The organism is Streptococcus urinalis 2285-97 (genome assembly GCF_000188055.2).
In the GTDB taxonomy this organism is placed as follows: domain Bacteria; phylum Bacillota; class Bacilli; order Lactobacillales; family Streptococcaceae; genus Streptococcus; species Streptococcus urinalis.
Genome location: NZ_AEUZ02000001.1, coordinates 14,998 through 35,572, shown reverse-complemented (window position 1 = coordinate 35,572; position 20,575 = coordinate 14,998). Strand labels below are relative to the sequence as shown.

General features: G+C 32.5%; 19 protein-coding genes. 11 read left to right on the top strand and 8 right to left on the bottom strand.

Annotated features, from left to right (window positions below):
- Positions 1-4 precede the first annotated feature (4 nt).
- From STRUR_RS00155 to STRUR_RS00145, 3 genes are all read right to left on the bottom strand, one after another.
- Entirely contained in the window at positions 5-2,614 is a 2,610-nt protein-coding gene (locus STRUR_RS00155; protein ID WP_006739110.1) for a YfhO family protein, read from the bottom strand.
- 65 nt (positions 2,615-2,679) lie between these two features.
- Positions 2,680-4,299, bottom strand: coding sequence for an ATP-binding cassette domain-containing protein (locus STRUR_RS00150; protein WP_006738660.1), 1,620 nt, complete (start codon positions 4,297-4,299; stop codon positions 2,680-2,682).
- 66 nt (positions 4,300-4,365) lie between these two features.
- Positions 4,366-5,238, bottom strand: a complete 873-nt coding sequence (locus tag STRUR_RS00145) for a YitT family protein (RefSeq protein WP_006740002.1) — start codon at positions 5,236-5,238, stop codon at positions 4,366-4,368.
- 238 nt (positions 5,239-5,476) lie between these two features.
- Here STRUR_RS00145 and STRUR_RS00140 point away from each other — a divergent pair, with 238 nt between their 5' ends.
- Both STRUR_RS00140 and trpS read left to right on the top strand, forming a co-directional pair.
- On the top strand, positions 5,477-6,169 hold the full coding sequence (locus STRUR_RS00140; RefSeq protein ID WP_006739548.1) for a YoaK family protein: 693 nt from the start codon (positions 5,477-5,479) through the stop codon (positions 6,167-6,169).
- Positions 6,170-6,271: 102 nt separating this feature from the next.
- Positions 6,272-7,297, top strand: a complete 1,026-nt coding sequence (gene trpS / locus STRUR_RS00135) for a tryptophan--tRNA ligase (RefSeq protein ID WP_006739974.1) — start codon at positions 6,272-6,274, stop codon at positions 7,295-7,297.
- A 29-nt stretch (positions 7,298-7,326) separates the two neighbouring features.
- Here the strand turns inward: trpS and arcC are convergent, their stop codons facing one another.
- The 5 genes from arcC to STRUR_RS00110 form a co-directional block, all read right to left on the bottom strand.
- Positions 7,327-8,283 carry a carbamate kinase gene (gene arcC / locus STRUR_RS00130; RefSeq protein ID WP_006739251.1) on the bottom strand — a complete coding sequence of 319 codons (957 nt, stop codon included), beginning with the start codon at positions 8,281-8,283 and terminating at the stop codon, positions 7,327-7,329.
- Positions 8,284-8,303: 20 nt separating this feature from the next.
- A complete protein-coding gene (arcD, locus tag STRUR_RS00125; protein WP_006738731.1) occupies positions 8,304-9,731 on the bottom strand; it encodes an arginine-ornithine antiporter in 1,428 nt (475 codons plus the stop codon).
- Between the two features lie 63 nt (positions 9,732-9,794).
- Positions 9,795-10,808: an ornithine carbamoyltransferase gene (argF, locus tag STRUR_RS00120; RefSeq protein WP_006740184.1), complete on the bottom strand. Its 1,014-nt coding sequence runs from the start codon at positions 10,806-10,808 to the stop codon at positions 9,795-9,797.
- A gap of 41 nt (positions 10,809-10,849) precedes the next feature.
- Complete coding sequence (gene arcA / locus STRUR_RS00115; RefSeq protein WP_006739718.1) at positions 10,850-12,082, bottom strand: arginine deiminase; 1,233 nt, start codon at positions 12,080-12,082, stop codon at positions 10,850-10,852.
- A 272-nt stretch (positions 12,083-12,354) separates the two neighbouring features.
- Complete coding sequence (locus STRUR_RS00110; protein WP_006738742.1) at positions 12,355-13,059, bottom strand: B3/B4 domain-containing protein; 705 nt, start codon at positions 13,057-13,059, stop codon at positions 12,355-12,357.
- Between the two features lie 197 nt (positions 13,060-13,256).
- Between STRUR_RS00110 and STRUR_RS00105 the strand changes: the two genes are divergently transcribed.
- From STRUR_RS00105 to pth, 9 genes are all read left to right on the top strand, one after another.
- Complete coding sequence (locus STRUR_RS00105; RefSeq protein WP_006739219.1) at positions 13,257-13,937, top strand: Crp/Fnr family transcriptional regulator; 681 nt, start codon at positions 13,257-13,259, stop codon at positions 13,935-13,937.
- An 11-nt stretch (positions 13,938-13,948) separates the two neighbouring features.
- Positions 13,949-14,425 carry an arginine repressor gene (locus STRUR_RS00100; RefSeq protein ID WP_006739010.1) on the top strand — a complete coding sequence of 159 codons (477 nt, stop codon included), beginning with the start codon at positions 13,949-13,951 and terminating at the stop codon, positions 14,423-14,425.
- 121 nt (positions 14,426-14,546) lie between these two features.
- Positions 14,547-16,028 carry an IMP dehydrogenase gene (gene guaB, locus STRUR_RS00095; protein ID WP_006739913.1) on the top strand — a complete coding sequence of 494 codons (1,482 nt, stop codon included), beginning with the start codon at positions 14,547-14,549 and terminating at the stop codon, positions 16,026-16,028.
- A gap of 137 nt (positions 16,029-16,165) precedes the next feature.
- Positions 16,166-17,035 (top strand): GRP family sugar transporter, encoded by an 870-nt coding sequence (locus STRUR_RS00090; protein WP_006740195.1) that lies wholly within the window; start codon positions 16,166-16,168, stop codon positions 17,033-17,035.
- Positions 17,036-17,122: 87 nt separating this feature from the next.
- Positions 17,123-18,007 (top strand): diacylglycerol/lipid kinase family protein, encoded by an 885-nt coding sequence (locus STRUR_RS00085; protein ID WP_231288883.1) that lies wholly within the window; start codon positions 17,123-17,125, stop codon positions 18,005-18,007.
- A 10-nt stretch (positions 18,008-18,017) separates the two neighbouring features.
- Positions 18,018-18,221, top strand: a complete 204-nt coding sequence (locus STRUR_RS00080; RefSeq protein WP_006738542.1) for a DUF951 domain-containing protein — start codon at positions 18,018-18,020, stop codon at positions 18,219-18,221.
- Between the two features lie 116 nt (positions 18,222-18,337).
- Positions 18,338-18,724, top strand: coding sequence for a helix-turn-helix domain-containing protein (locus STRUR_RS00075; RefSeq protein WP_006739153.1), 387 nt, complete (start codon positions 18,338-18,340; stop codon positions 18,722-18,724).
- 93 nt (positions 18,725-18,817) lie between these two features.
- Positions 18,818-19,933, top strand: coding sequence for a redox-regulated ATPase YchF (gene ychF / locus STRUR_RS00070; RefSeq protein WP_006740274.1), 1,116 nt, complete (start codon positions 18,818-18,820; stop codon positions 19,931-19,933).
- A gap of 71 nt (positions 19,934-20,004) precedes the next feature.
- Positions 20,005-20,574, top strand: a complete 570-nt coding sequence (pth, locus tag STRUR_RS00065; protein ID WP_006738740.1) for an aminoacyl-tRNA hydrolase — start codon at positions 20,005-20,007, stop codon at positions 20,572-20,574.
- The last annotated feature ends 1 nt before the right edge of the window (position 20,575 follow it).

Here is a 20,575-nt window from a genome sequence, read left to right as displayed (position 1 = left end):
ATTCTTAAGAGTAAGCTTTTTCTTTTTGATTTGATTTTTGGGTTAATATTGAAGTCTTACTTAAAAAGTTATAAAGGATAAATAGACACACTCCTATTATAGAAAGTATCATTCCTAAAATAAAACCTTTTGGAATGAAAGTTAATACAATCTGTCCTTTTCCTTTTTTGAGATTTACTTTCATAAAGCCTTCTTGGAATTTGGTAATTGCTATTTTTTTACCGTTAACTTTAGCAGACCAACCTTGATCATATGGTAAAGTGATTAATAATGAACGATTTTTTGATATTTTATAGTCAAAATAGATCTTATTCCCATTGACTTTTGAAGAAACACTTGATTTTTTTAGTTTAGTTGTTGCGTTTTCAAAAGCGGTCTGATCTAAAGCATAAAATTGTGGTTGATCAAAAGAAATTTGTTTATTTTGAGGGAAATTAAATGATACTGTAACGATATCATTTGCTTTAAAGTGACCTAAATCAAATAATGGAAAAGCATTATCTATAGTATACTGATTGGTTAATCCATTGACAGTTGCAAAAATGTCTTTTTTAGCGTCATTTGAAAAGGTAATATTAGACATATTAACGTATACTTGTGCATTATTTGTAACTCTAAATTGATAAGTAATAGTAGTTGAATCATTAGATTGATTATTTGAAACAACACGTTGATTCAGTATTTGAGCACCATTGACAAGATTTGCATTAATAAGAGAAAAGTAATTTTCATTTAAACCAGTAATCTGGTTGACAAGATTTTTTTGATTGTCAAGTGTGTTGACAGTGAAATTGACATCTTTGTAAAGCTTACTTGACAATATACCTAAGGATGATGCATTTTGATTTTGATACAATTTCATATCATTTGTCTGGTTAGAAAGAGTAAATCCAAGTTTTCTAACTGTAAACTCACTTAAATTATATTTTATACCAAATAAACTATCAGCTAGTAGTGTATTATTTTGATATCTTAGATTTAGATTCGTACCATCAGATTTATATCCTAATCTATCCATTATATGACTAGAAGTTCTATTTCTAATTGAAGAAAATTGTGAAATACCATTGTAGTTGTATTTCATACTATCATTACCTGTTTGAGGTAATATTCTTTCTGTCCTATAAAAACTATTACTATTATCAGATTTAGCATATTTAACTAATTTTTCAATACTGTTTAAATGACTATTATAACCATTTCTAGTTGGAAAAACCCACTCATCACCCAATGCGTTGACTTGGTAGTAGGTATTTAAACTAAGTTCAATTACTGAAAAAAGTAACGTGAAAGCTAGAATAAAGTAGGAAGGAATTTTTTTATTAGATATATTAACTAATAAAATAAGATAAGCCGATAAAAATGCTAATGTCAGTAAGAAATTAAATTGACTTAAAAAAGAATAATGATCTCTATAGAAATAAGTAGCTAAGAATCCCGATGAAATAATCAATAAGCTGATTAAATCATTTTTGATATATTGACTTGTCAACCTATTGTCAAGTCTCTCTGCTGCAAGGTAAATAATCAGAGTCGAAAATACCCAAGAATAGCGGTGTAAGAACATATTTGGGGAATGCATACCTTGCCAAAGTAAATCTAACTGTTGTAAACTAAAACTAGCTATTATGAAAGCTAAAAATAAAAAATAAGCAACTCTAATCTTCCAATCAATTTCTTTGAGTGTAAAGAAGGAAATAGCAAGAATTAGAGGTAATATTCCAACATATATAGTAGGAATAGCTCCAAATTTAGTTGTATCATAAGCTCCAACTAAATTTTTTGCAAATAAATCTAAATACCAAGTATTTTCTGTCAACAGACTTTTGACACTAGTAAAAGTTTCACCATGTGTTGATAAATCAAAATAAGTGGGTAGTAACATAACTGCTGATGTTAATCCAGCAAGTATTGACATCACTGTAAAGTCTAAAATTGGACGCCAAATAGATTTGAAGTGTGAAAATCTTGTTAGTTGAACTAAAAAATAGCCTGCTAAAAAGATAGCACTCATAAAGCCAAAATAATAATTTTGAATAAAAAGAAGACTTAGCGATACATAGTAAAGTAGAAATCGTCTTTCGCTAATCAATTGATGTAAACCTAGAATGATTAGTGGGATTAGTATAAAAACATCCAACCACATATTGATTTCAAGTTGACTAACTGAAAAACTCATCAACGCATATGAAGATGATAGACAGAGTATTAAAAGATAAGGTATCTTAAGGTAGAGGTGTTTTATGCTGTAAAAACTTGATAAACCGATTAATCCAATTTTTATTAAGGTAAATAAATAAATGGCATCAGGCATGTTTTGAAGTTTAAAAAAGAAATAAAAGGGTGCCAAAAAGCTGCCGAGATAATAACTCATTAAAGCATAAAAATTTATACCAAGTCCACTTGTGAATGTATAAAATAGACTGTCTTGACCATGTAAAATATTTCTTAGAACTTGTGCAAAAATAACATATTGATGAAAACAATCACTAGCTAAAATTGTTGTTTGACTTCCCCAGCTAATTCCTTTGGCTAACAAGCTAAAAAATATAATGAAAAATGGAATAATAAAACTAAGTGAGTAATAAAACCCTTTTTTAAAGGATTGATTCATATTTATAAGATTCTTTCTTTAATATAGATAATACTAAAAATAATAAGGCGTTGCCGCCTTATTATTTATTTCCAAAGTTCAGCAACTTTTGCTTGGACCTCATTATTTTCAAGGAATTCATCATATGTTTCATCAATACGATCAATGACACCATTTTTTGAAATAACAACAATATGATTTGCAATTGTTTGAATAAATTCGTGATCATGACTCGCAAAAATAACAGATTCTTTGAAATCTTTTAAACCATCATTAAGGCTTGAAATTGATTCTAAATCTAAATGGTTAGTAGGGTCATCCATAACTAGTACATTGGATTTTAGTAGCATTAATTTAGACAGCATAACACGAACTTTTTCCCCACCAGATAGGACGTTGACAGACTTGTTAACTTCATCTCCAGAAAAGAGCATTCTACCTAAGAAACCACGTAAGAAAGTATTGTCATCTTCTTCTTTGGAAGCAAATTGACGAAGCCATTCTAGGATAGATTCACCTGAAGCAAAATCTTTTGAATTATCTTTTGGTAGATAAGAACGACTTGTAGTAACGCCCCATTTAATAGTACCTTCATATTCGATGTCATTCATTAAAGCTCTTATTAGAGCTGTAGTTTGAATATCATTTTGTCCAATAAGCGCTGTTTTATCTCCAGGACGTAATATAAAGCTGATATTGTCAATAACCTTTTCACCTTCAATAGTGACAGAAAGATTTTCAACTGTTAGAAGATCATTACCCATTTCACGTTCAGCTTTAAAATTAATAAATGGGTATTTACGACTAGATGGAACAATCTCTTCTAATTCAATTTTATCAAGCATTTTTTTACGAGATGTTGCTTGTTTAGATTTAGATGCATTAGCTGAGAAGCGTGCAACGAATTCTTGTAATTCTTTTATTTTTTCTTCAGCTTTTGCATTACGATCAGCTTGTAAACGAGCAGCTAGCTCAGAAGATTGTTTCCAAAAATCATAGTTACCTACATAGAGTTTGATTTTACCAAAATCTAAATCAGCCATGTGAGTACATACTTTATTCAAAAAATGACGGTCGTGAGAGACAACAATCACAGTATTTTCAAAATCAATTAAGAAATCCTCTAACCAAGAAATAGACTGAATGTCTAAACCATTTGTAGGTTCATCAAGTAAGAGAACATCAGGCTTACCAAAGAGAGCTTTAGCCAATAAAACTTTTACTTTATCACCATTAGCTAATTCACTCATATTTTGATAATGTAACTCTTCAGCAATATTTAAATTTTGAAGAAGTTGTGAAGCTTCACTTTCAGCTTCCCATCCGCCAAGTTCAGCGAATGTACCTTCTAATTCAGCGGCACGGACACCATCTTCTTCAGAAAAGTCAGCTTTCATATAAATAGCATCTTTTTCTTTCATAATGCTATATAATTGTTCATTTCCCATAATAACAACATCAATGACACGTTCTTCTTCGTAATCAAAATGATTTTGTCGTAAAACAGAAAGGCGTTCATCTGTTCCCAGTGAAATATGACCAGTTGTTGGTTCAATATCACCTGAAAGAATCTTTAAAAATGTTGATTTTCCAGCACCATTAGCACCAATTAATCCATAAGTATTTCCAGCACTGAATTTTATATTAACATCATCGAATAATTTACGGTCACTAAAGCGTAGCGACACGTCTGAAACAGTTAGCAAATTTGGTTACCTCTTGTATATAATTTCTCTGTTATTTTACTAGAAAAAGCCTCTATTTTCAATCAATTACATTGGGATAAGGATGTCATCTTCAATCTGTGCATGATTCTTTTGAAGACTAAATCCACGTCCCTTAACTTGTGATGTTGGCATTACAGTGATAAAGGCTGTTTCATCAATTTTTTCAATTGCTTCTTGTAATTTAGCAAACTCATAGCCTGCTACTGTAGTTATGAGCATAACATGATTTTTACCTGAATAGCCCCCTTTAACAGGGATTTCTGTAACACCGCGATCAGCAACAGTATTAATGTAATGTTTAATTTGATGATGTCTTTTAGAAACAATAAGAACTGTTGTCAAAGTTGTAAATCCAGTTTGAATGGCATTAATAATATAACTAATCACAACTAGTCCAATAATAGAATAAAGAACAGTGTCACTATCAAAAGCTAAAAAACCAATCAATGTAACTAAACCGTCAATAAGGACAACCCCTTGACCAAGACTGATCGGAGTATATTTTCCTAATAATTGAACAAGAATACCTGTACCACCAGTTGAAGAATCACTCCAAAAAATAATTCCTAATCCAAAACCTACGACCAATCCACCAAAAATTGCAGCAAGGAGAGGGCTTTTTGTCATTGTAGGTACATTTTGTGTCAATTTAATGAGTAATGGGTAAACCCAAGAACCATAGATGGTTTTAATAAAAGTTTGTTTACCTAAACCAAAGTAACACAGTAGTAAAAGTGGAATATTTACAATTAACATAAAGTTAGCAGAATCCCAACCAAAAATTTGATGAAAGCTAATAGCAAGTCCACCAATACCACCAGTAACAATATTGTTATGAACAAAAAAAGCATTAAAACCAAAAGCAGCTATGAAAGCTCCAACATTTAACAGCAAAAAATTTTTAAATTTCTTTGACATCATTTCTCCTAACTAATACGATTTTTTTTCAACAATAAAAAAGAGAAAGCTGTCGGTAAAAATACCGACAACCTTACACTTTTGTGTTTATATCAATTCGTTACCATCTATTATCTTATAGTAAGTCAAACTAGTCAAGTCTTTTGAAAAAGAATTTATATTTTAGATTATTTCTTGAAAGAAAGCTTATTTGGTATATAATGGAATGCGTGAGAAAATAAGAAAGGAAATTTGATTCATGCAATTAAATCAACGAGTAATGCCACAAGATGGAAGACCAATGGCATTATTATTGGGATTTATTGGGGGATTTATTGATGTCTATAGTGAAATGCAATTCCATACCCTTGTAGCAACTCAAACAGGGAATATTATTTTAATGGTCACTAATCTAGGTCAAGATGATTTTCATTTTTTAATTACGAAATTGTTTTCAGTAGCTTTTTTCTCAATTGGCTTTTTAATTGGCATAATGATAAAAGAAAGAGCAATAACAGCTTATTGGCGTTTATATGCTTTACTTCCTTTATTACTTTCAACTATTGCTATTCCTTTTATTTCAAAAGTAGATCATAATATTTGGGTTGCTTTATTAGCCTTAGGTACTGGTATACTAATGTTGACATTTTCAGGAAGTCGCATAGAATCTGAACCCTATACTATTTTAATGACATCAGGTAACTATAGAAAGATGTTGCAATTTTGGTATGAATATATCGTTAGTCGACAAAAAACAGAAAAACAAAAACGTAGAGCAATCAATTATTCTTTAGTTGTAGGAGCTTTTGTTGTAGGAGCTTTGGTAGCAGCTGAATTATTTAAATTTGTTGGCTATAAAGCTATTTTAGGTGTTACAGTGACCTTGTTAATTATTATGGTTCATTATGGTATCGAAATAGTCAAAAAGGATTTGAAAATGCATAATATTTAGTCCTTAAGAACAGTTGATTTCAGTAATTCCAATTGCAATCAGTGTAGTGACATGATAATATAACTATATAGTTTGCAAATGAAGAATAATTAAGGAGCAAAGATGACTAAACCAATTATTTTAACCGGTGATAGACCAACTGGAAAACTACATATTGGTCATTATGTGGGTAGTTTAAAAAATAGAGTTGCACTACAGAATGAAGGTAAGTATCAATTATTTGTTTTTTTAGCTGATCAACAAGCTTTAACTGATCATGCTAAAGATCCACAAACCATTGTAGAATCAATTGGAAATGTGGCGCTTGACTATTTAGCTGTTGGGTTAGATCCAAATAAATCAACTTTATTTATTCAAAGTCAAATTCCAGAATTGGCAGAACTAAGTATGTATTATATGAACTTGGTCTCACTAGCACGATTAGAACGCAATCCTACTGTCAAAACTGAGATTGCTCAAAAAGGTTTTGGAGAGTCTATTCCAGCAGGTTTTTTGGTTTATCCAGTTGCACAGGCAGCTGATATTACAGCATTTAAAGCTAATTTTGTACCTGTAGGGACAGACCAAAAACCAATGATTGAACAAACACGTGAAATTGTTCGTTCATTTAATCATGCCTATAATTGTCAAGTTTTAGTTGAGCCAGAAGGTATTTATCCAGATAATGAAGCTGCAGGACGTTTACCTGGTTTGGATGGCAATGCCAAAATGTCTAAGTCATTAAATAATGGTATTTTTCTTGCTGATGATATGGATACCGTTAAGAAAAAAGTAATGAGCATGTATACTGATCCAAATCATATCAAAGTAGAAGACCCAGGAAAAATTGAAGGTAATATGGTATTCCATTATCTTGATGTTTTTGGAAGAGCTGAAGATCAAAAAGAAATTAATGCTATGAAAGAACACTACCAAAGAGGTGGTCTTGGAGATGTTAAAACAAAACGTTATCTTCTTGATATCTTAGAACGGGAGTTATCGCCTATTAGAGAGCGTCGTTTAGAATATGCTAAAGATATGGGACAGGTATATCAAATGCTCAAAAATGGAAGTGAGAGAGCTCAAGCTGTAGCCTCTTCTACTCTGGATGAAGTGAAATCAGCAATGGGATTAAATTATTACAAATAAAAAAGAAGCTGAAACAGCTTCTTTTTTTATTAGCCAGCAACAATTTGTGTTCCTGCATTTTCTGCTAAGACATTATCAATATTTTCAAGTGACGTAATGATAGCACGCGCTTCAGGTTTGTTTTCAACAAAAGCAATTGCAGCTTCTACTTTTGGTAACATACTTCCTGGCGCAAATTGGTCTTCAGAAATGTATTGTTTCATTTGTGAAACCGTAACTTCTTCTAATTTTTCTTGATTTGGTTTATTAAAGTTAACAAAGACATTGTCAACACCAGTTAAGACGATGAATAGGTCTGCATCAACTAGTTCTGATAGGGTTTGACTAGCAAAGTCTTTATCAATAACAGCTTCAACACCTTGTAATGTTTTTGTATTAGCATCTTCAATAACGGGAACACCGCCACCACCAGCACTAATAACAACAACACCAGAGTCTACTAAACGTCTGATAACAGATGCTTCTTTGATTCCAACTGGTTTTGGTGAAGGAACCACTTTACGCCAACCACGTCCAGCATCTTCTTTAAATTTTGAACCTGTTTCTTGAGCTTGTTTAGTAGCGTCTTCTTCAGATAAGAATGGACCAATTGGTTTTGTTGGGTTTGTGAAGGCTTGATCTTTTTCGTCAACAATGACTTGAGTAACAACAGTTGCGACTTCTTTTTCAATACCTTGTTCTTGTAGTTCATTATCAAGTGCATTTTGTAGCCAGAAGCCAATGCTACCTTCAGTCATAGCAACACAAGTATCAAGTGGCATAGCAGGATTTTTTTCAGAATCAGCAGCAGCTTGTTGTAATAATAAGTTACCAACTTGTGGACCATTACCATGAGTAACGATAACATCATGGCCTTCTTTTATAAGTTTAACAAGTGATTTTGATGTGCTAATTAATGCTTCTTGTTGAGCTTTTGCAGAAGCATCTGTTGATAGAATAGCGTTACCACCTAAGGCAACTACGATTTTTTGATGTTCTTTTACCAATTTTTTCCTCTTTCTATGAATTATCCAGCTAAAATAGCAGCAAGATCAATTTGTCCAGTCATAATTTCAATAATACATAATAGACAAAGTACTAGAATAACAATGGCGCTAATTTTTTCATATCCTACAAATACAGGAAGTTTATCATCTTTTCTCATTTTGACGTAGAGAATCATACCTAAAGCATAGGCAATCATTGTTAGAAGTAAGTAATCAAAACCACCAGCATAAATAAGATAAACTGCATAGATTGTAGCAAAAATACCAATTATCAAGTTCTTTTGATGACCTGGTGTTGATTTATCTTCACGAAGCGTATATTGCAATTGATACAATGCTGTGAATGCATAAGGAATTAAGATAGCTGATGATGCTAAAGCAAAACCAAAACGGTAAGCACTTTGTGTGAATAAGAATGTGATTAAGAATGCTTGTACACAGAGATTAGTTACTAATAGAGAGTTAATTGGTGCTTTATTTTTATTTTCTTTTGCAAAGAATTTAGGGAATGCACCTTCTTTAGCAGCTTGATATGGTAATTCAGCTGCAAACAAAGTCCAAGCAAGAATGGCACCAAATACAGAGATAATAACACCAAGATTAACTAAGATAGCACCCCAGTGACCAACAGCTTTTTCTAAAACATAAGCCATAGCTGGTGTTTTTAAGTTAGCAAGTTCTGGACGAGACATAACACCAAGTGATAATACTGAAATCAACACATAGAGTGAAATCATCGTGAATAATGCTAGAATACTTGCTTTACCAATGTCAGAATGTTTTTTAGCACGACCTGAGAAGACAACGGCACCTTCAATACCAATAAATACCCAAACAGCAGTTTTCATTGTTGAGTTTACTTGATTGAATACAGATTGATGGAGACCATTTCCCCAGATATCAAGACTAAAAATGTTAAATTTGAAAGCTAATAATGCTGAAATTAGGAAAATAACAACAGGCACCAATTTTGCAAAAGTAACGATAGTGTTGATGAAAGCAGCAGTATTAACACCTCTTAAAATTAAGAAGTGAACAACCCAAATAACAATACTTGCACCAAGAATTGAAGCAATATTATTACCATCACCAAAGAATTTGAAGAAATAACCTAGTGAACTAAATAGTAGTGCAGCATAAGCAACATTTCCAAGCCATGCTGATAACCAATAACCCCAAGCAGAGTTAAATCCCATAAAGTTCCCAAAACCTTCTTTAGCATAACTAAAGATACCAGCAGTCAAATCTGGGCGTTTTTCAGATAAGTTTTGGAAACTTAAAACAAAAGTTCCCATACCAATTCCAGTAATTAACCAAGCGATAAGCATTGGAACTAAACCAGCTTTAGAACTCATGTTTTGCATCAAGTCAAAGATTCCACCACCGATGAGAGAACCAATAACCAACATTGTTAGTGGCAATAGCCCTAATTTTTTTTCTTCTTCCATTTTATACCTCATTTCAAAAAATAGGGAATTGACGTATAGTCAATTCCCTATAGTCATTCGATTTTAAACTTTTGGAATAAAGAGATTTCCTAAAGTTGCAGCCATAACAGCTTTGATTGTGTGCATACGGTTTTCTGCTTGATCAAAGTGACGAGCATATTTACTACGGAAGACTTCATCAGTAACTTCCATTTCTTTAACACCAAATCTTTCTTCGATGTCTTTACCGTAAACAGTGTTTGTATCATGGAATGCAGGTAGGCAATGTAGGAAAATAAGGTTTTCGTTATCAGCTTTTTTAACAAGATCCATGTTAACTTGATATGGTTTCAATAATTTAACACGTTCTTCAAATTTGTCTTCTTCACCCATTGATACCCAAACATCTGTATAAAGAACGTCAGCACCTTTTACAGCTTCATCAGCATCTTCAGTGATAAGCAATTTTGCACCACTTTCTTTTGCATATGATTCAGCAAGTGAAACAACTTCTTCTGATGGGAATAGTTCTTTTGGTGAGAAGATACGAACATTAACACCTAGGATTGCACCAGTAACTAATAAAGAATTAGCCATGTTATTACGTCCATCACCACAATATACTAAAGTAATTCCTTGAAGTTTTCCAAAGTTTTCTTTAACTGTCAAGAAGTCAGCTAACATTTGTGTTGGATGCCATTCATCTGTTAAACCATTCCATACTGGAACACCTGAGAATTCAGCGAGTTCTTCAACCATTCTTTGGCTGAAACCACGGAATTCAATACCATCAAACATACGTCCTAAAACTTTTGCAGTATCTTCAGTTGATTCTTTTTTACCTAATTGAATGTCATTAGCACCAAGATATTCTGGATGTGCACCTAAATCGATTGCTGCAGTTGTAAATGCAGAACGCGTACGAGTAGATGTTTTTTCAAAAAGAAGAGCAATGTTTTTACCTTCTAAATAATGATGAGGAATTCCTCTTTTTTTCAAATCTTTTAAATGTGCTGAAAAGTCAATAAGATATTCTAATTCAGCGCGTGTAAAGTCTTTTTCTGCTAAGAAACTACGTCCTTGGAATACTTGTGTCATAAGTTAGTTACCTCTTTAATGATTTTTTTTGAATTATTTTTTTATAGATCCTCACGTTCAAATGGCATTGACATACAACGTGGACCACCACGACCGCGAACTAATTCGCTTCCGTTGATTTTGATTAATTTCAATCCTTTTGATTCTAAGATAGCATTTGTGATTGTGTTACGGTTGTAAACAACGACAACACCTGGTGCGATTGTCAATGTGTTTGATCCATCGTTCCATTGTTCACGTCCTGCAGCAACAAGATTATCACCACCACAACGGATTAATTCAACTTTTTCAACACCAAGGTTTTCAGCTAGAAGTTCTGCTAAATCACCTTTTTCTTCTTCAATATGGAGGTCTTCGTTTTCATAAGTTACAGAGTAAACACGAAGGTCTCCTTCAATTTCTGGATGAATTGTAAATTTATCATAGTCAACCATTGTAAAGACAGTGTCAAGATGCATGAATTTACGGTTGTTTGCAAATTCAAATGCTAAAACTTTTTTGAATCCAAGGTTTTGTTTGAAAATGTTAACCAAAAGTTTTTCAATTGATGCAGCATCAGTACGTTGAGAGATACCAACAGCAAGAACATCTTTAGAAAGAACTAATTCGTCGCCACCTTCGATACGAGTTGTTTCATTACGATCGTATACAAGTGGAACTTTTCCACCATACTCTGGATGGTGTGTAAAGATGTATTTACCATACAACGTTTCACGGTTACGTGTTTCTGAGAACATGTGGTTCAATGAAACACCTGTACTCATTGTTGCAAATGGGTCACGAGTGAAATAAAGATTTGGCATTGGATCAATAGCAAATGGATAATCTGATTCTACTAAATCGGTTAATCCTTTCTCAGCTGCTGGAATTTCAGGAAGTTCTGATTTTTGAACACCAGCCATTGTTTTTTCAACAAGTTCTTTGTTGTCTTCAATACCTAATAGCAACTCTCTGATAGCTTTTTTAGTTGCACGACCACGAATATTAGCTTCGCTGATATATTCATCAATAAATTGTTCACGAATTTCTTGACTTGTAAGTGATTCAGCAGCTAAGTCTTCTAAATAAAGAACTTCAACACCTTCGTTACGAAGTGCTTGTGCGAATGCGTCATGTTCTTTTTGAGCATCTTCTAAGAATGGAATATCATCAAAGAGAAGACGTTCCAAATAGTCAGGCATAAGATTTTCAATTTCTTTACCTGGGCGATGTAACATGACTTTTTTTAATTTTCCGATTTCGGAAAATACATGAATTGGACTTGTTTGAGCCATTTTATGACTCCTCCTTTCAAATAGTAGTGAATTTTTCACTACTCAAGAATTTTATCATTGTTTACGTTTTCATTTTATCTTTTTTGATACGGAAAAAAAGATTTATTTCACGATTTTACTGTTAAGTATTTCACGTTATTATACTATATTTTGCAACTTTATAAAAATGTAACTGTTTTCTTAAAGAAAAAACGGTTATAGAAGTGAAAATTAATATTTATTAATTCAAAAAAAGTGAAAAAATATCAAAAAAAGAAGGATGACCTTCTTTTTTAAATTGTTATAGTTGTGTGTTCTTTGTCCAAAATAAATTGTTGTGTTTTTGCACCAAGATATTGCTTACTTTTTTCTTCGATAAAGTTTAATGCTTTTTCAAGTGACTCAAACTGAGATGGATCTAGAGCTTCAATAATGAGAAAGGCATTTTTAGTTTTTTCTGTAATCATTGTACGATCACCATCACGCCAATTGAGACAGCGGCATACTGCTCCATTGTCGTCTCGATAACAAAGTTCACCTGGTAAGGTTGGCTTATTATCATCTTCGCCAATGAGGAAAAAATCGTCTCCGCCTTCGGTAATGGTTAACTGTAAATCACCTTCGAAAGTATCACTGTCTTCTGCTCCTACTGGAAGTGCAAATTGAAGACTAGCTGCATTATAAATATCTACTAGTGGATTTATGTTAGAAACAGGTTTTCCATTTGAAACTCTTTTTAATAGGGATTCAATACTAGATCGTGCTCCCTTTTTTGTTTTAAATTGTTGAAAAGCTTTACGATAAATTTGAATAACATCATTTTCACTGAATGTCTCTTCTGTGAGGTGTTGTAAAGCCTTCTCATTACTTTCTTTTAATAAATTTGTTAATTCAAGTTGGTAGTCATCATTTAAAGTATAGTCTTTTAATAGAACAACACCTAATTTTGCTTGTGGGAATAGATTCCAAAATGAGGAATCAACAATAAATTGACTCATAAAGACCTCCTTATTTTTTGAATAGTTAAATATAATAGCTATAAGTTATTTTTTCACAACCGCTTTCATAATTCAATTTAAAAGTCAGCTTTTTTTTGATATAATGATGATGACATCTACTTTTTATATATTATCCATTGAAAAGAAATAAGTATTTGAATAATATTCAAATACAGACAACTTAGAAAGGTCATTTCGTGATTACAAAAGAGCAATATTTGTATTTAAGAAATCTCCGAGATTTTAAATATTTCACTATTGAGCAGTTTGACCAACTGGTCAGCCAAATCAAATTTAGAACAGCACTAAAAAATCACACATTATTTTTTGAAGAAGATAATAGAGAACATCTATTTTTAATTCAGTCTGGTCATGTCAAGATAGAACAATCTGATTTATCAGGCTCATTCATTTACACTGATTATGTGAGACAGAATACTATTTTTCCTTATGGTGGTTTGTTTTTAGATAAAACCTATCATTTTTCAGCTATCGCTATTACTGATATTCAATACTTCATGATTCCTATGTCATTGTATGAAGAATATTCTCAACAAAATTTACAACAAATGAAACATTTATGTCAAAAATATTCAAAATTACTTGAAATTCATGAAATTAGACTACGAAATATGGTGACATCAAGTGCTAGTATGAGAGTTGTCCAGTCTTTGGCAACCTTATTGTTAGAAATTAATCCTGGAAATGGGGAAATACCATTTCCTCTAACAACTATTGATCTTGCTAATATGAGTGGAACAACACGTGAAACAGTAAGTCATGTTATTAAAAATTTACGTGAAAAAAATATTATTCAACTTAAAGGTAAAAAACTCGTCTATCTTAATAGAAACTATTTTAATCAATTTATTGAATGAGGAAATTAAGAATGAACAAGAAAGAAACGCGACACCAATTAATTCGATCATTAGTAACAGAAACAAAAATTCATACTCAACAAGAGTTACGTGAGTTATTGCATAAAAATGGTGTCTCTGTAACTCAAGCTACTTTGTCTAGAGATATGAAAGACCTCAATCTCATCAAAGTGAATGAGAATGCTCATGAGACCTACTATGAAATTCATAATATTTCACAAAAACGCTGGGAAGAAAGATTACGATTCTATATGGAAGATGCACTGGTTATGCTTTTTCCTGTACAAAATCAAATTGTCTTAAAAACACTTCCAGGATTGGCTCAATCTTTTGGTTCTATTTTGGATAGTATTTTATTACCCGAAATTTTAGCTACAGTTTGTGGCGATGATACTTGCCTTATTATTTGTCAAGATGATAAAATGGCTCAAATTTGTTTTGAAAAACTAAGTCATTACACCCCACCATTTTTCTTTTCAAAAAAATAGAAAAACATAAGCTAGAAGCTTATGTTTTTTGATTATTTAGTTGACAAATAAGTCTCGTCTGTTATGATAGTAATCAATAAAAATTACTAATATTCTTATAGAAGAAAAGAGGAAATTTTCAATGTCAAATTGGGACACTAAATTTTTGAAAAAAGGCTTTACGTTTGATGATGTTTTATTGATTCCAGCTGAAAGTCATGTATTGCCAAATGAAGTTAGCATGAAAACGAAACTAGCCAAAAATTTGACACTGAATATTCCAATTATTACTGCAGCTATGGATACAGTAACAGATAGTAAGATGGCTATCGCTATTGCACGTGCTGGTGGATTAGGTGTTGTTCATAAGAACATGTCAATTGAAGACCAAGCTGAAGAAGTTCGTAAGGTAAAACGATCTGAAAACGGGGTTATCATTGATCCATTTTTCCTTACACCTGAACATAAAGTCTCTGAAGCTGAAGAATTAATGCAACGCTATCGCATTAGTGGTGTCCCAATCGTTGAGACACTTGCCAACCGCAAATTAGTTGGGATTATTACAAACCGTGATATGCGTTTTATCTCTGATTATAATGCTCCAATTTCAGAACATATGACAAGTAAAAAATTAGTCACAGCACCAGTTGGAACTGACTTAGTCACAGCAGAACGTATCCTTCATGAGCACCGAATTGAAAAATTACCTGTTGTAGATGAAAGTGGACGTCTTTCAGGTTTAATTACAATAAAAGATATCGAGAAAGTCATTGAATTTCCAAATGCTGCAAAAGATGAATTTGGTCGCTTATTAGTAGCAGCAGCAGTTGGTGTAACTTCTGATACTTTCGAACGTGCAGAAGCTCTATTTGAAGCTGGTGCAGATGCTATCGTTATTGACACAGCACATGGTCATTCAGCAGGTGTGCTTCGTAAAATTGCTGAAATCCGAAATCATTTTCCAAATCGTACTTTGATTGCAGGAAATATTGCAACTGCTGAAGGAGCACGTGCTTTGTACGATGCTGGAGTTGATATTGTTAAAGTTGGTATTGGACCTGGATCAATCTGTACAACGCGTGTCGTTGCAGGTGTTGGTGTTCCTCAAATTACAGCTATTTATGATGCCGCTGCAGTTGCGCGTGAATATGGAAAAACAATTATCGCTGATGGTGGTATTAAATATTCAGGTGATATTGTCAAGGCTTTAGCTGCTGGTGGAAATGCCGTCATGCTTGGTTCAATGTTTGCTGGTACTGATGAAGCACCAGGAGAAACAGAAATTTTCCAAGGACGTAAATTTAAAACTTATCGTGGTATGGGTTCTATTGCAGCCATGAAAAAAGGGTCTAGTGATCGTTACTTCCAAGGGTCTGTTAATGAAGCAAATAAACTTGTTCCAGAAGGAATTGAAGGTCGTGTCGCTTATAAAGGAGCTGCAGCAGATATTGTCTTCCAAATGCTAGGTGGAATTCGTTCAGGTATGGGTTATGTTGGTGCAGGAACAATAAACGAACTACATGAAAAAGCACAATTCATTGAAATGTCAGGAGCTGGTTTGATTGAAAGTCATCCTCATGATGTTCAAATTACAAATGAAGCACCAAATTATTCAGCACATTAAAAAAAGAAGAGATTAATATCTTCTTTTTTTATTTAAGATCAGCTTGAACTTTCCAAAGCTTTTAGGTATAATTGACCTTTGTGTGTTTCTAACACAAACAATAATTTATTCTAATAAGATTTGATAAAGGAGAGAAAGTGGAAGGTATTTTATTAGCGTTAATTCCAATGTTTGCTTGGGGTTCAATAGGTTTTGTTAGTAATAAAATTGGAGGTAGACCAGAGCAGCAGACCTTTGGAATGACAATGGGTGCTTTACTCTTTGCATTTTGTGTTTGGCTAGTCGTTCAACCAACTTTATCTTGGAAAGTTTGGTTATTTGGTATTTTAGGTGGTATTTTATGGTCAGTTGGACAATCTGGACAGTTTAAATCTATGAAATATATGGGAGTTTCTGTGGCAAATCCTCTGTCTAGTGGTTCACAATTGGTTTTAGGGAGTCTAGTAGGTGTTCTTATCTTTCATGAATGGACAAAATCAATCCAATTTGTATTAGGCTTTATTGCAATTGCATTGCTTATCATTGGTTTTTACTTTTCAAGTAAACAAGATTCTGATGACATGCTTAATCAAAGGCGTACATTAGACTTACCAAAAGGGTTTCGTGCAATAAGTTATTCAACACTTGGTTATGTATCTTATGCTATATTATTTAATAATATCATGAAGTTTGATGTTATGGCTGTTATTTTTCCAATGGCTGTGGGAATGTGCTTTGGTGCCATGTGTTTCATGAAATTTAATATCAATTTTGAAGCAGTAGTTGTCAAAAATATGCTTACTGGTCTCATGTGGGGGATTGGGAATGTCTTTATGTTGCTTGCTGCTGCAAAAGCTGGTTTAGCCATTGCTTTTAGTTTTTCACAATTAGGTGTTATCATTTCAATTATTGGTGGTATTCTTTTCTTAGGTGAAATAAAGACAAAGAAAGAAATGAAGTGGGTAATTTTGGGAATAATTTGCTTTGTTGCAGGAGCTATTCTTTTAGGAATCGTAAAGAGCTATTAAATGAATGAACTACCTGTTAATGACAGGTAGTTTTTTATTCTAATGATTGAGCAATTCTCTTTTATTTTTGCTATAATATTTTTTATTATGGCACTATATATTATTGCAAATCCAAATGCTGGTAATCATAAGGCAGCAGATGTTGTCTCTAGAATAGAAAAAGAATATCCTGAATTTGAAGTTAAAGCATACTATACTGAATGCATAGATGATGAAAAAAATCAGGTATCATTAATATTAGAACATTTCCAAGAAAAAAATGATCAGTTATTAATCATTGGAGGTGATGGAACATTAGCTAAAGTGGCATTTTATTTTCCAAAAAACTTACCAATAGCCTATTATGCTGTTGGTTCAGGAAATGATTTTGCACATTCTTTACAAATGTCCGATTTAGATACCATTTTAGAGGCTATCAAGCAAAAAAGAGTAGAAACCATCTATGTTTATAGACATGAAACGGGGCTTTTAATAAATAGTTTAGATACTGGGTTTGCTTCATGGGTGATTTATCAATCATCTATTTCAAAATTAAAAAGACTGTTTAACCATCTTCATATAGGAAAATTGATTTATTTATTATTTGGGATTCTTGGTATCTTTTTTGCCCCAACAACTTCAGTTATCATCACTAAAAATCAAAAAGAAAAGAAACAGTTTGATCATTTATTTTTTTGTTCAATTGCTAATAATCAATATTTTGGTGGCGGTATTAGTATTTGGCCAGAAGCAAGTGTTAAGAAGCCACAGTTGGATGTTGTGTTATTTTATAATTCAGGTTTAATGACAAAAATTAAAAATCTCCTAGCTTTAGTTTTTAAAAAACAAAAGGAAACAACAACTATTATTCATGATAGTTATCAAGATATTGAAATTACTTTTCCAGAAAAAACAAGAGTCCAAATAGATGGAGAAATAGTAACTAAAACAAAATTTCATTTAAAACAAGAAATAAGACAGTTATATCGGTAAAGGAGAAAGAATGTATCAAGTAGGTAGTTTAGTTGAAATGAAAAAACCTCATGCTTGTATTATAAAAAGTACTGGTAAGAAAGCTAATAAATGGAAGATACTTCGTGTAGGTGCAGATATTAAAATACAGTGTTGTAATTGTCGACATATTGTCATGCTTAGTCGTCATGATTTTGAAAGAAAGTTAAAAAAAGTACTGTCGCAACCAGAATAATGTCCTAAAAACCATCGATGATTGGTCAACGCAACAGTAGGTTGCGCTAAAAATTGCTAGCCAATTTTTAAAAATTTGACTACATTAAATGTATCAAAAGAAGGTAGGAAAAAATGATGACAATATTCTCAAATCAATTAAAACAATTAAGAATCCAAAAGGATCTTTCTCAAGAGGCATTGGCCCAAAAACTGTATATTTCAAGACAAGCTATCTCAAAGTGGGAAAATGGTGATGCCACCCTTGATTTGGATAATTTGATAAAATTAGCAGAAATTTTAGAGGTTTCATTAGATGAGCTAGTGCTTAAAAAAAGTATCAAGATCAAATATCAAGAAGATGAAGATAACCTTCATTTATTGAAAAGTAGAGAATACGTGATAAATCCAGAAACTGGTCATTATGAAAAAAGAGATGGCATGGCCATTTTTATAGACTTAATATCAGAATATTGGTGGGTTCTTATTCCTATAATTTGGGCTTTATGGCTATTTTTTAAATAAAGTATTTGGAAAAAGCTTGTTAGATAATAAGCTTTTACATTTATTTTTTGATATAATAACAATGATTGAAAATTTTGAACGGAGAATAAAAACATGGCTTTAACAGCAGGTATTGTTGGTTTACCAAATGTTGGAAAATCAACTTTATTTAACGCTATTACCAAAGCAGGCGCAGAAGCTGCTAATTATCCTTTTGCAACAATCGACCCTAATGTTGGAATGGTAGAGGTTCCTGATGAACGTTTAACAAAACTAACTGAGTTGGTCAAACCTAAAAAAACGGTTCCTACAACCTTTGAATTTACAGATATTGCAGGAATTGTTAAAGGGGCTTCAAAAGGTGAAGGACTTGGTAATCAGTTTTTAGCAAATATCAGACAAGTTGACGCCATTGTTCATGTGGTCCGTGCATTTGATGATGAAAATGTCATGCGTGAACAAGGTCGTGAAGACGCATTTGTTGATCCTATTGCTGATATTGATACGATTAATTTAGAATTGATTTTAGCTGATTTAGACTCAGTTAACAAACGTTACGCGCGTGTCGAAAAGATTGCACGTACACAAAAAGATAAAGATTCTCTAGCTGAATTTAATGTTCTTCAAAAAATTAAGCCAGTACTTGAAGATGGAAAATCAGCACGTACTATTGATTTCAATGAAGAAGAACAAAAAATTGTCAAAGGTCTCTTTTTATTAACAACAAAACCAGTTCTTTATGTTGCTAATGTTGATGAAGATAAAGTGTCAGATCCTGATAGTATTGATTATGTTAACCAAATTCGTGAATTTGCTAGTACTGAAAATGCAGAAGTTGTTGTTATTTCTGCTCGTGCCGAAGAAGAAATTTCAGAATTAGATGATGAAGATAAAATGGAATTTTTGGAAGCTATTGGTTTAACAGAATCTGGAGTTGACAAACTAACACGTGCTGCATATCATTTGTTAGGATTAGGAACTTACTTTACAGCAGGAGAAAAAGAAGTTAGAGCTTGGACTTTTAAAAGAGGAATTAAAGCACCACAAGCTGCTGGTATTATTCATTCAGATTTTGAACGTGGCTTTATTAGAGCAGTGACAATGTCATATGATGATTTGATTTCTTATGGAAGTGAAAAAGCAGTAAAAGAAGCAGGAAGACTAAGAGAAGAAGGCAAGGAATACATTGTTCAAGATGGTGACGTGATGGAATTCCGATTTAATGTGTAAGCTATTATAATTTTTATTAATAGACTGGAAGTTAATTCCAGTCCTTTTGGTGTTTCTAAAGAAGGAGAATAATGGTTAAATTAATAATAGGACTTGGTAACATAGGTACTAAATATGATCAAACAAAACATAATATTGGATTTATGGCAATTGACACTATTGTAAAGGAACTTAACATCAAGTTTACAGAAGATAAAACATTCAAAGCACAGGTGGCCTCAACCTTTTTATATGGAGAGAGGGTCTATTTTGTTAAACCAACAACTTTCATGAATAATAGTGGGATTGCTGTAAAAGCCCTCCTAACTTATTACAATATTAACATCAAGGATTTAATCGTAATCTATGATGATTTAGATATGGAAGTCGGGAAAATAAGATTTCGTCAAAAAGGCTCAGCGGGTGGTCATAACGGAATTAAATCCATTATTGCTCATATAGGCTCTCAAGAATTTGATCGAATAAAAGTTGGAATAGGTCGCCCTATTAAAGGAATGACAGTCGTCAATCATGTACTTGGAAAATTTTCCCAAGAAGACAAAATCACAATTGATAATGCTTTAGATAAAGTTGACAAAGCTGTAAACTTTTATTTACAAGAAAATGATTTTGAAAAAACAATGCAGAAATTCAATGGTTAAT

Coding starts and splice junctions, on each gene's coding strand:
- arcA (WP_006739718.1), bottom strand. CDS start 12,082: ATGGCTCAAACAAGTCCAATTCATGTATTTTCCGAAATCGGAAAATTA.
- arcD (WP_006738731.1), bottom strand. CDS start 9,731: ATGGAAGAAGAAAAAAAATTAGGGCTATTGCCACTAACAATGTTGGTT.
- STRUR_RS00080 (WP_006738542.1), top strand. CDS start 18,018: ATGTATCAAGTAGGTAGTTTAGTTGAAATGAAAAAACCTCATGCTTGT.
- STRUR_RS00145 (WP_006740002.1), bottom strand. CDS start 5,238: ATGTCAAAGAAATTTAAAAATTTTTTGCTGTTAAATGTTGGAGCTTTC.
- guaB (WP_006739913.1), top strand. CDS start 14,547: ATGTCAAATTGGGACACTAAATTTTTGAAAAAAGGCTTTACGTTTGAT.
- STRUR_RS00140 (WP_006739548.1), top strand. CDS start 5,477: ATGCAATTAAATCAACGAGTAATGCCACAAGATGGAAGACCAATGGCA.
- pth (WP_006738740.1), top strand. CDS start 20,005: ATGGTTAAATTAATAATAGGACTTGGTAACATAGGTACTAAATATGAT.
- STRUR_RS00155 (WP_006739110.1), bottom strand. CDS start 2,614: ATGAATCAATCCTTTAAAAAAGGGTTTTATTACTCACTTAGTTTTATT.
- STRUR_RS00100 (WP_006739010.1), top strand. CDS start 13,949: ATGAACAAGAAAGAAACGCGACACCAATTAATTCGATCATTAGTAACA.
- STRUR_RS00085 (WP_231288883.1), top strand. CDS start 17,123: ATGGCACTATATATTATTGCAAATCCAAATGCTGGTAATCATAAGGCA.
- argF (WP_006740184.1), bottom strand. CDS start 10,808: ATGACACAAGTATTCCAAGGACGTAGTTTCTTAGCAGAAAAAGACTTT.
- trpS (WP_006739974.1), top strand. CDS start 6,272: ATGACTAAACCAATTATTTTAACCGGTGATAGACCAACTGGAAAACTA.
- ychF (WP_006740274.1), top strand. CDS start 18,818: ATGGCTTTAACAGCAGGTATTGTTGGTTTACCAAATGTTGGAAAATCA.
- STRUR_RS00110 (WP_006738742.1), bottom strand. CDS start 13,059: ATGAGTCAATTTATTGTTGATTCCTCATTTTGGAATCTATTCCCACAA.
- STRUR_RS00075 (WP_006739153.1), top strand. CDS start 18,338: ATGACAATATTCTCAAATCAATTAAAACAATTAAGAATCCAAAAGGAT.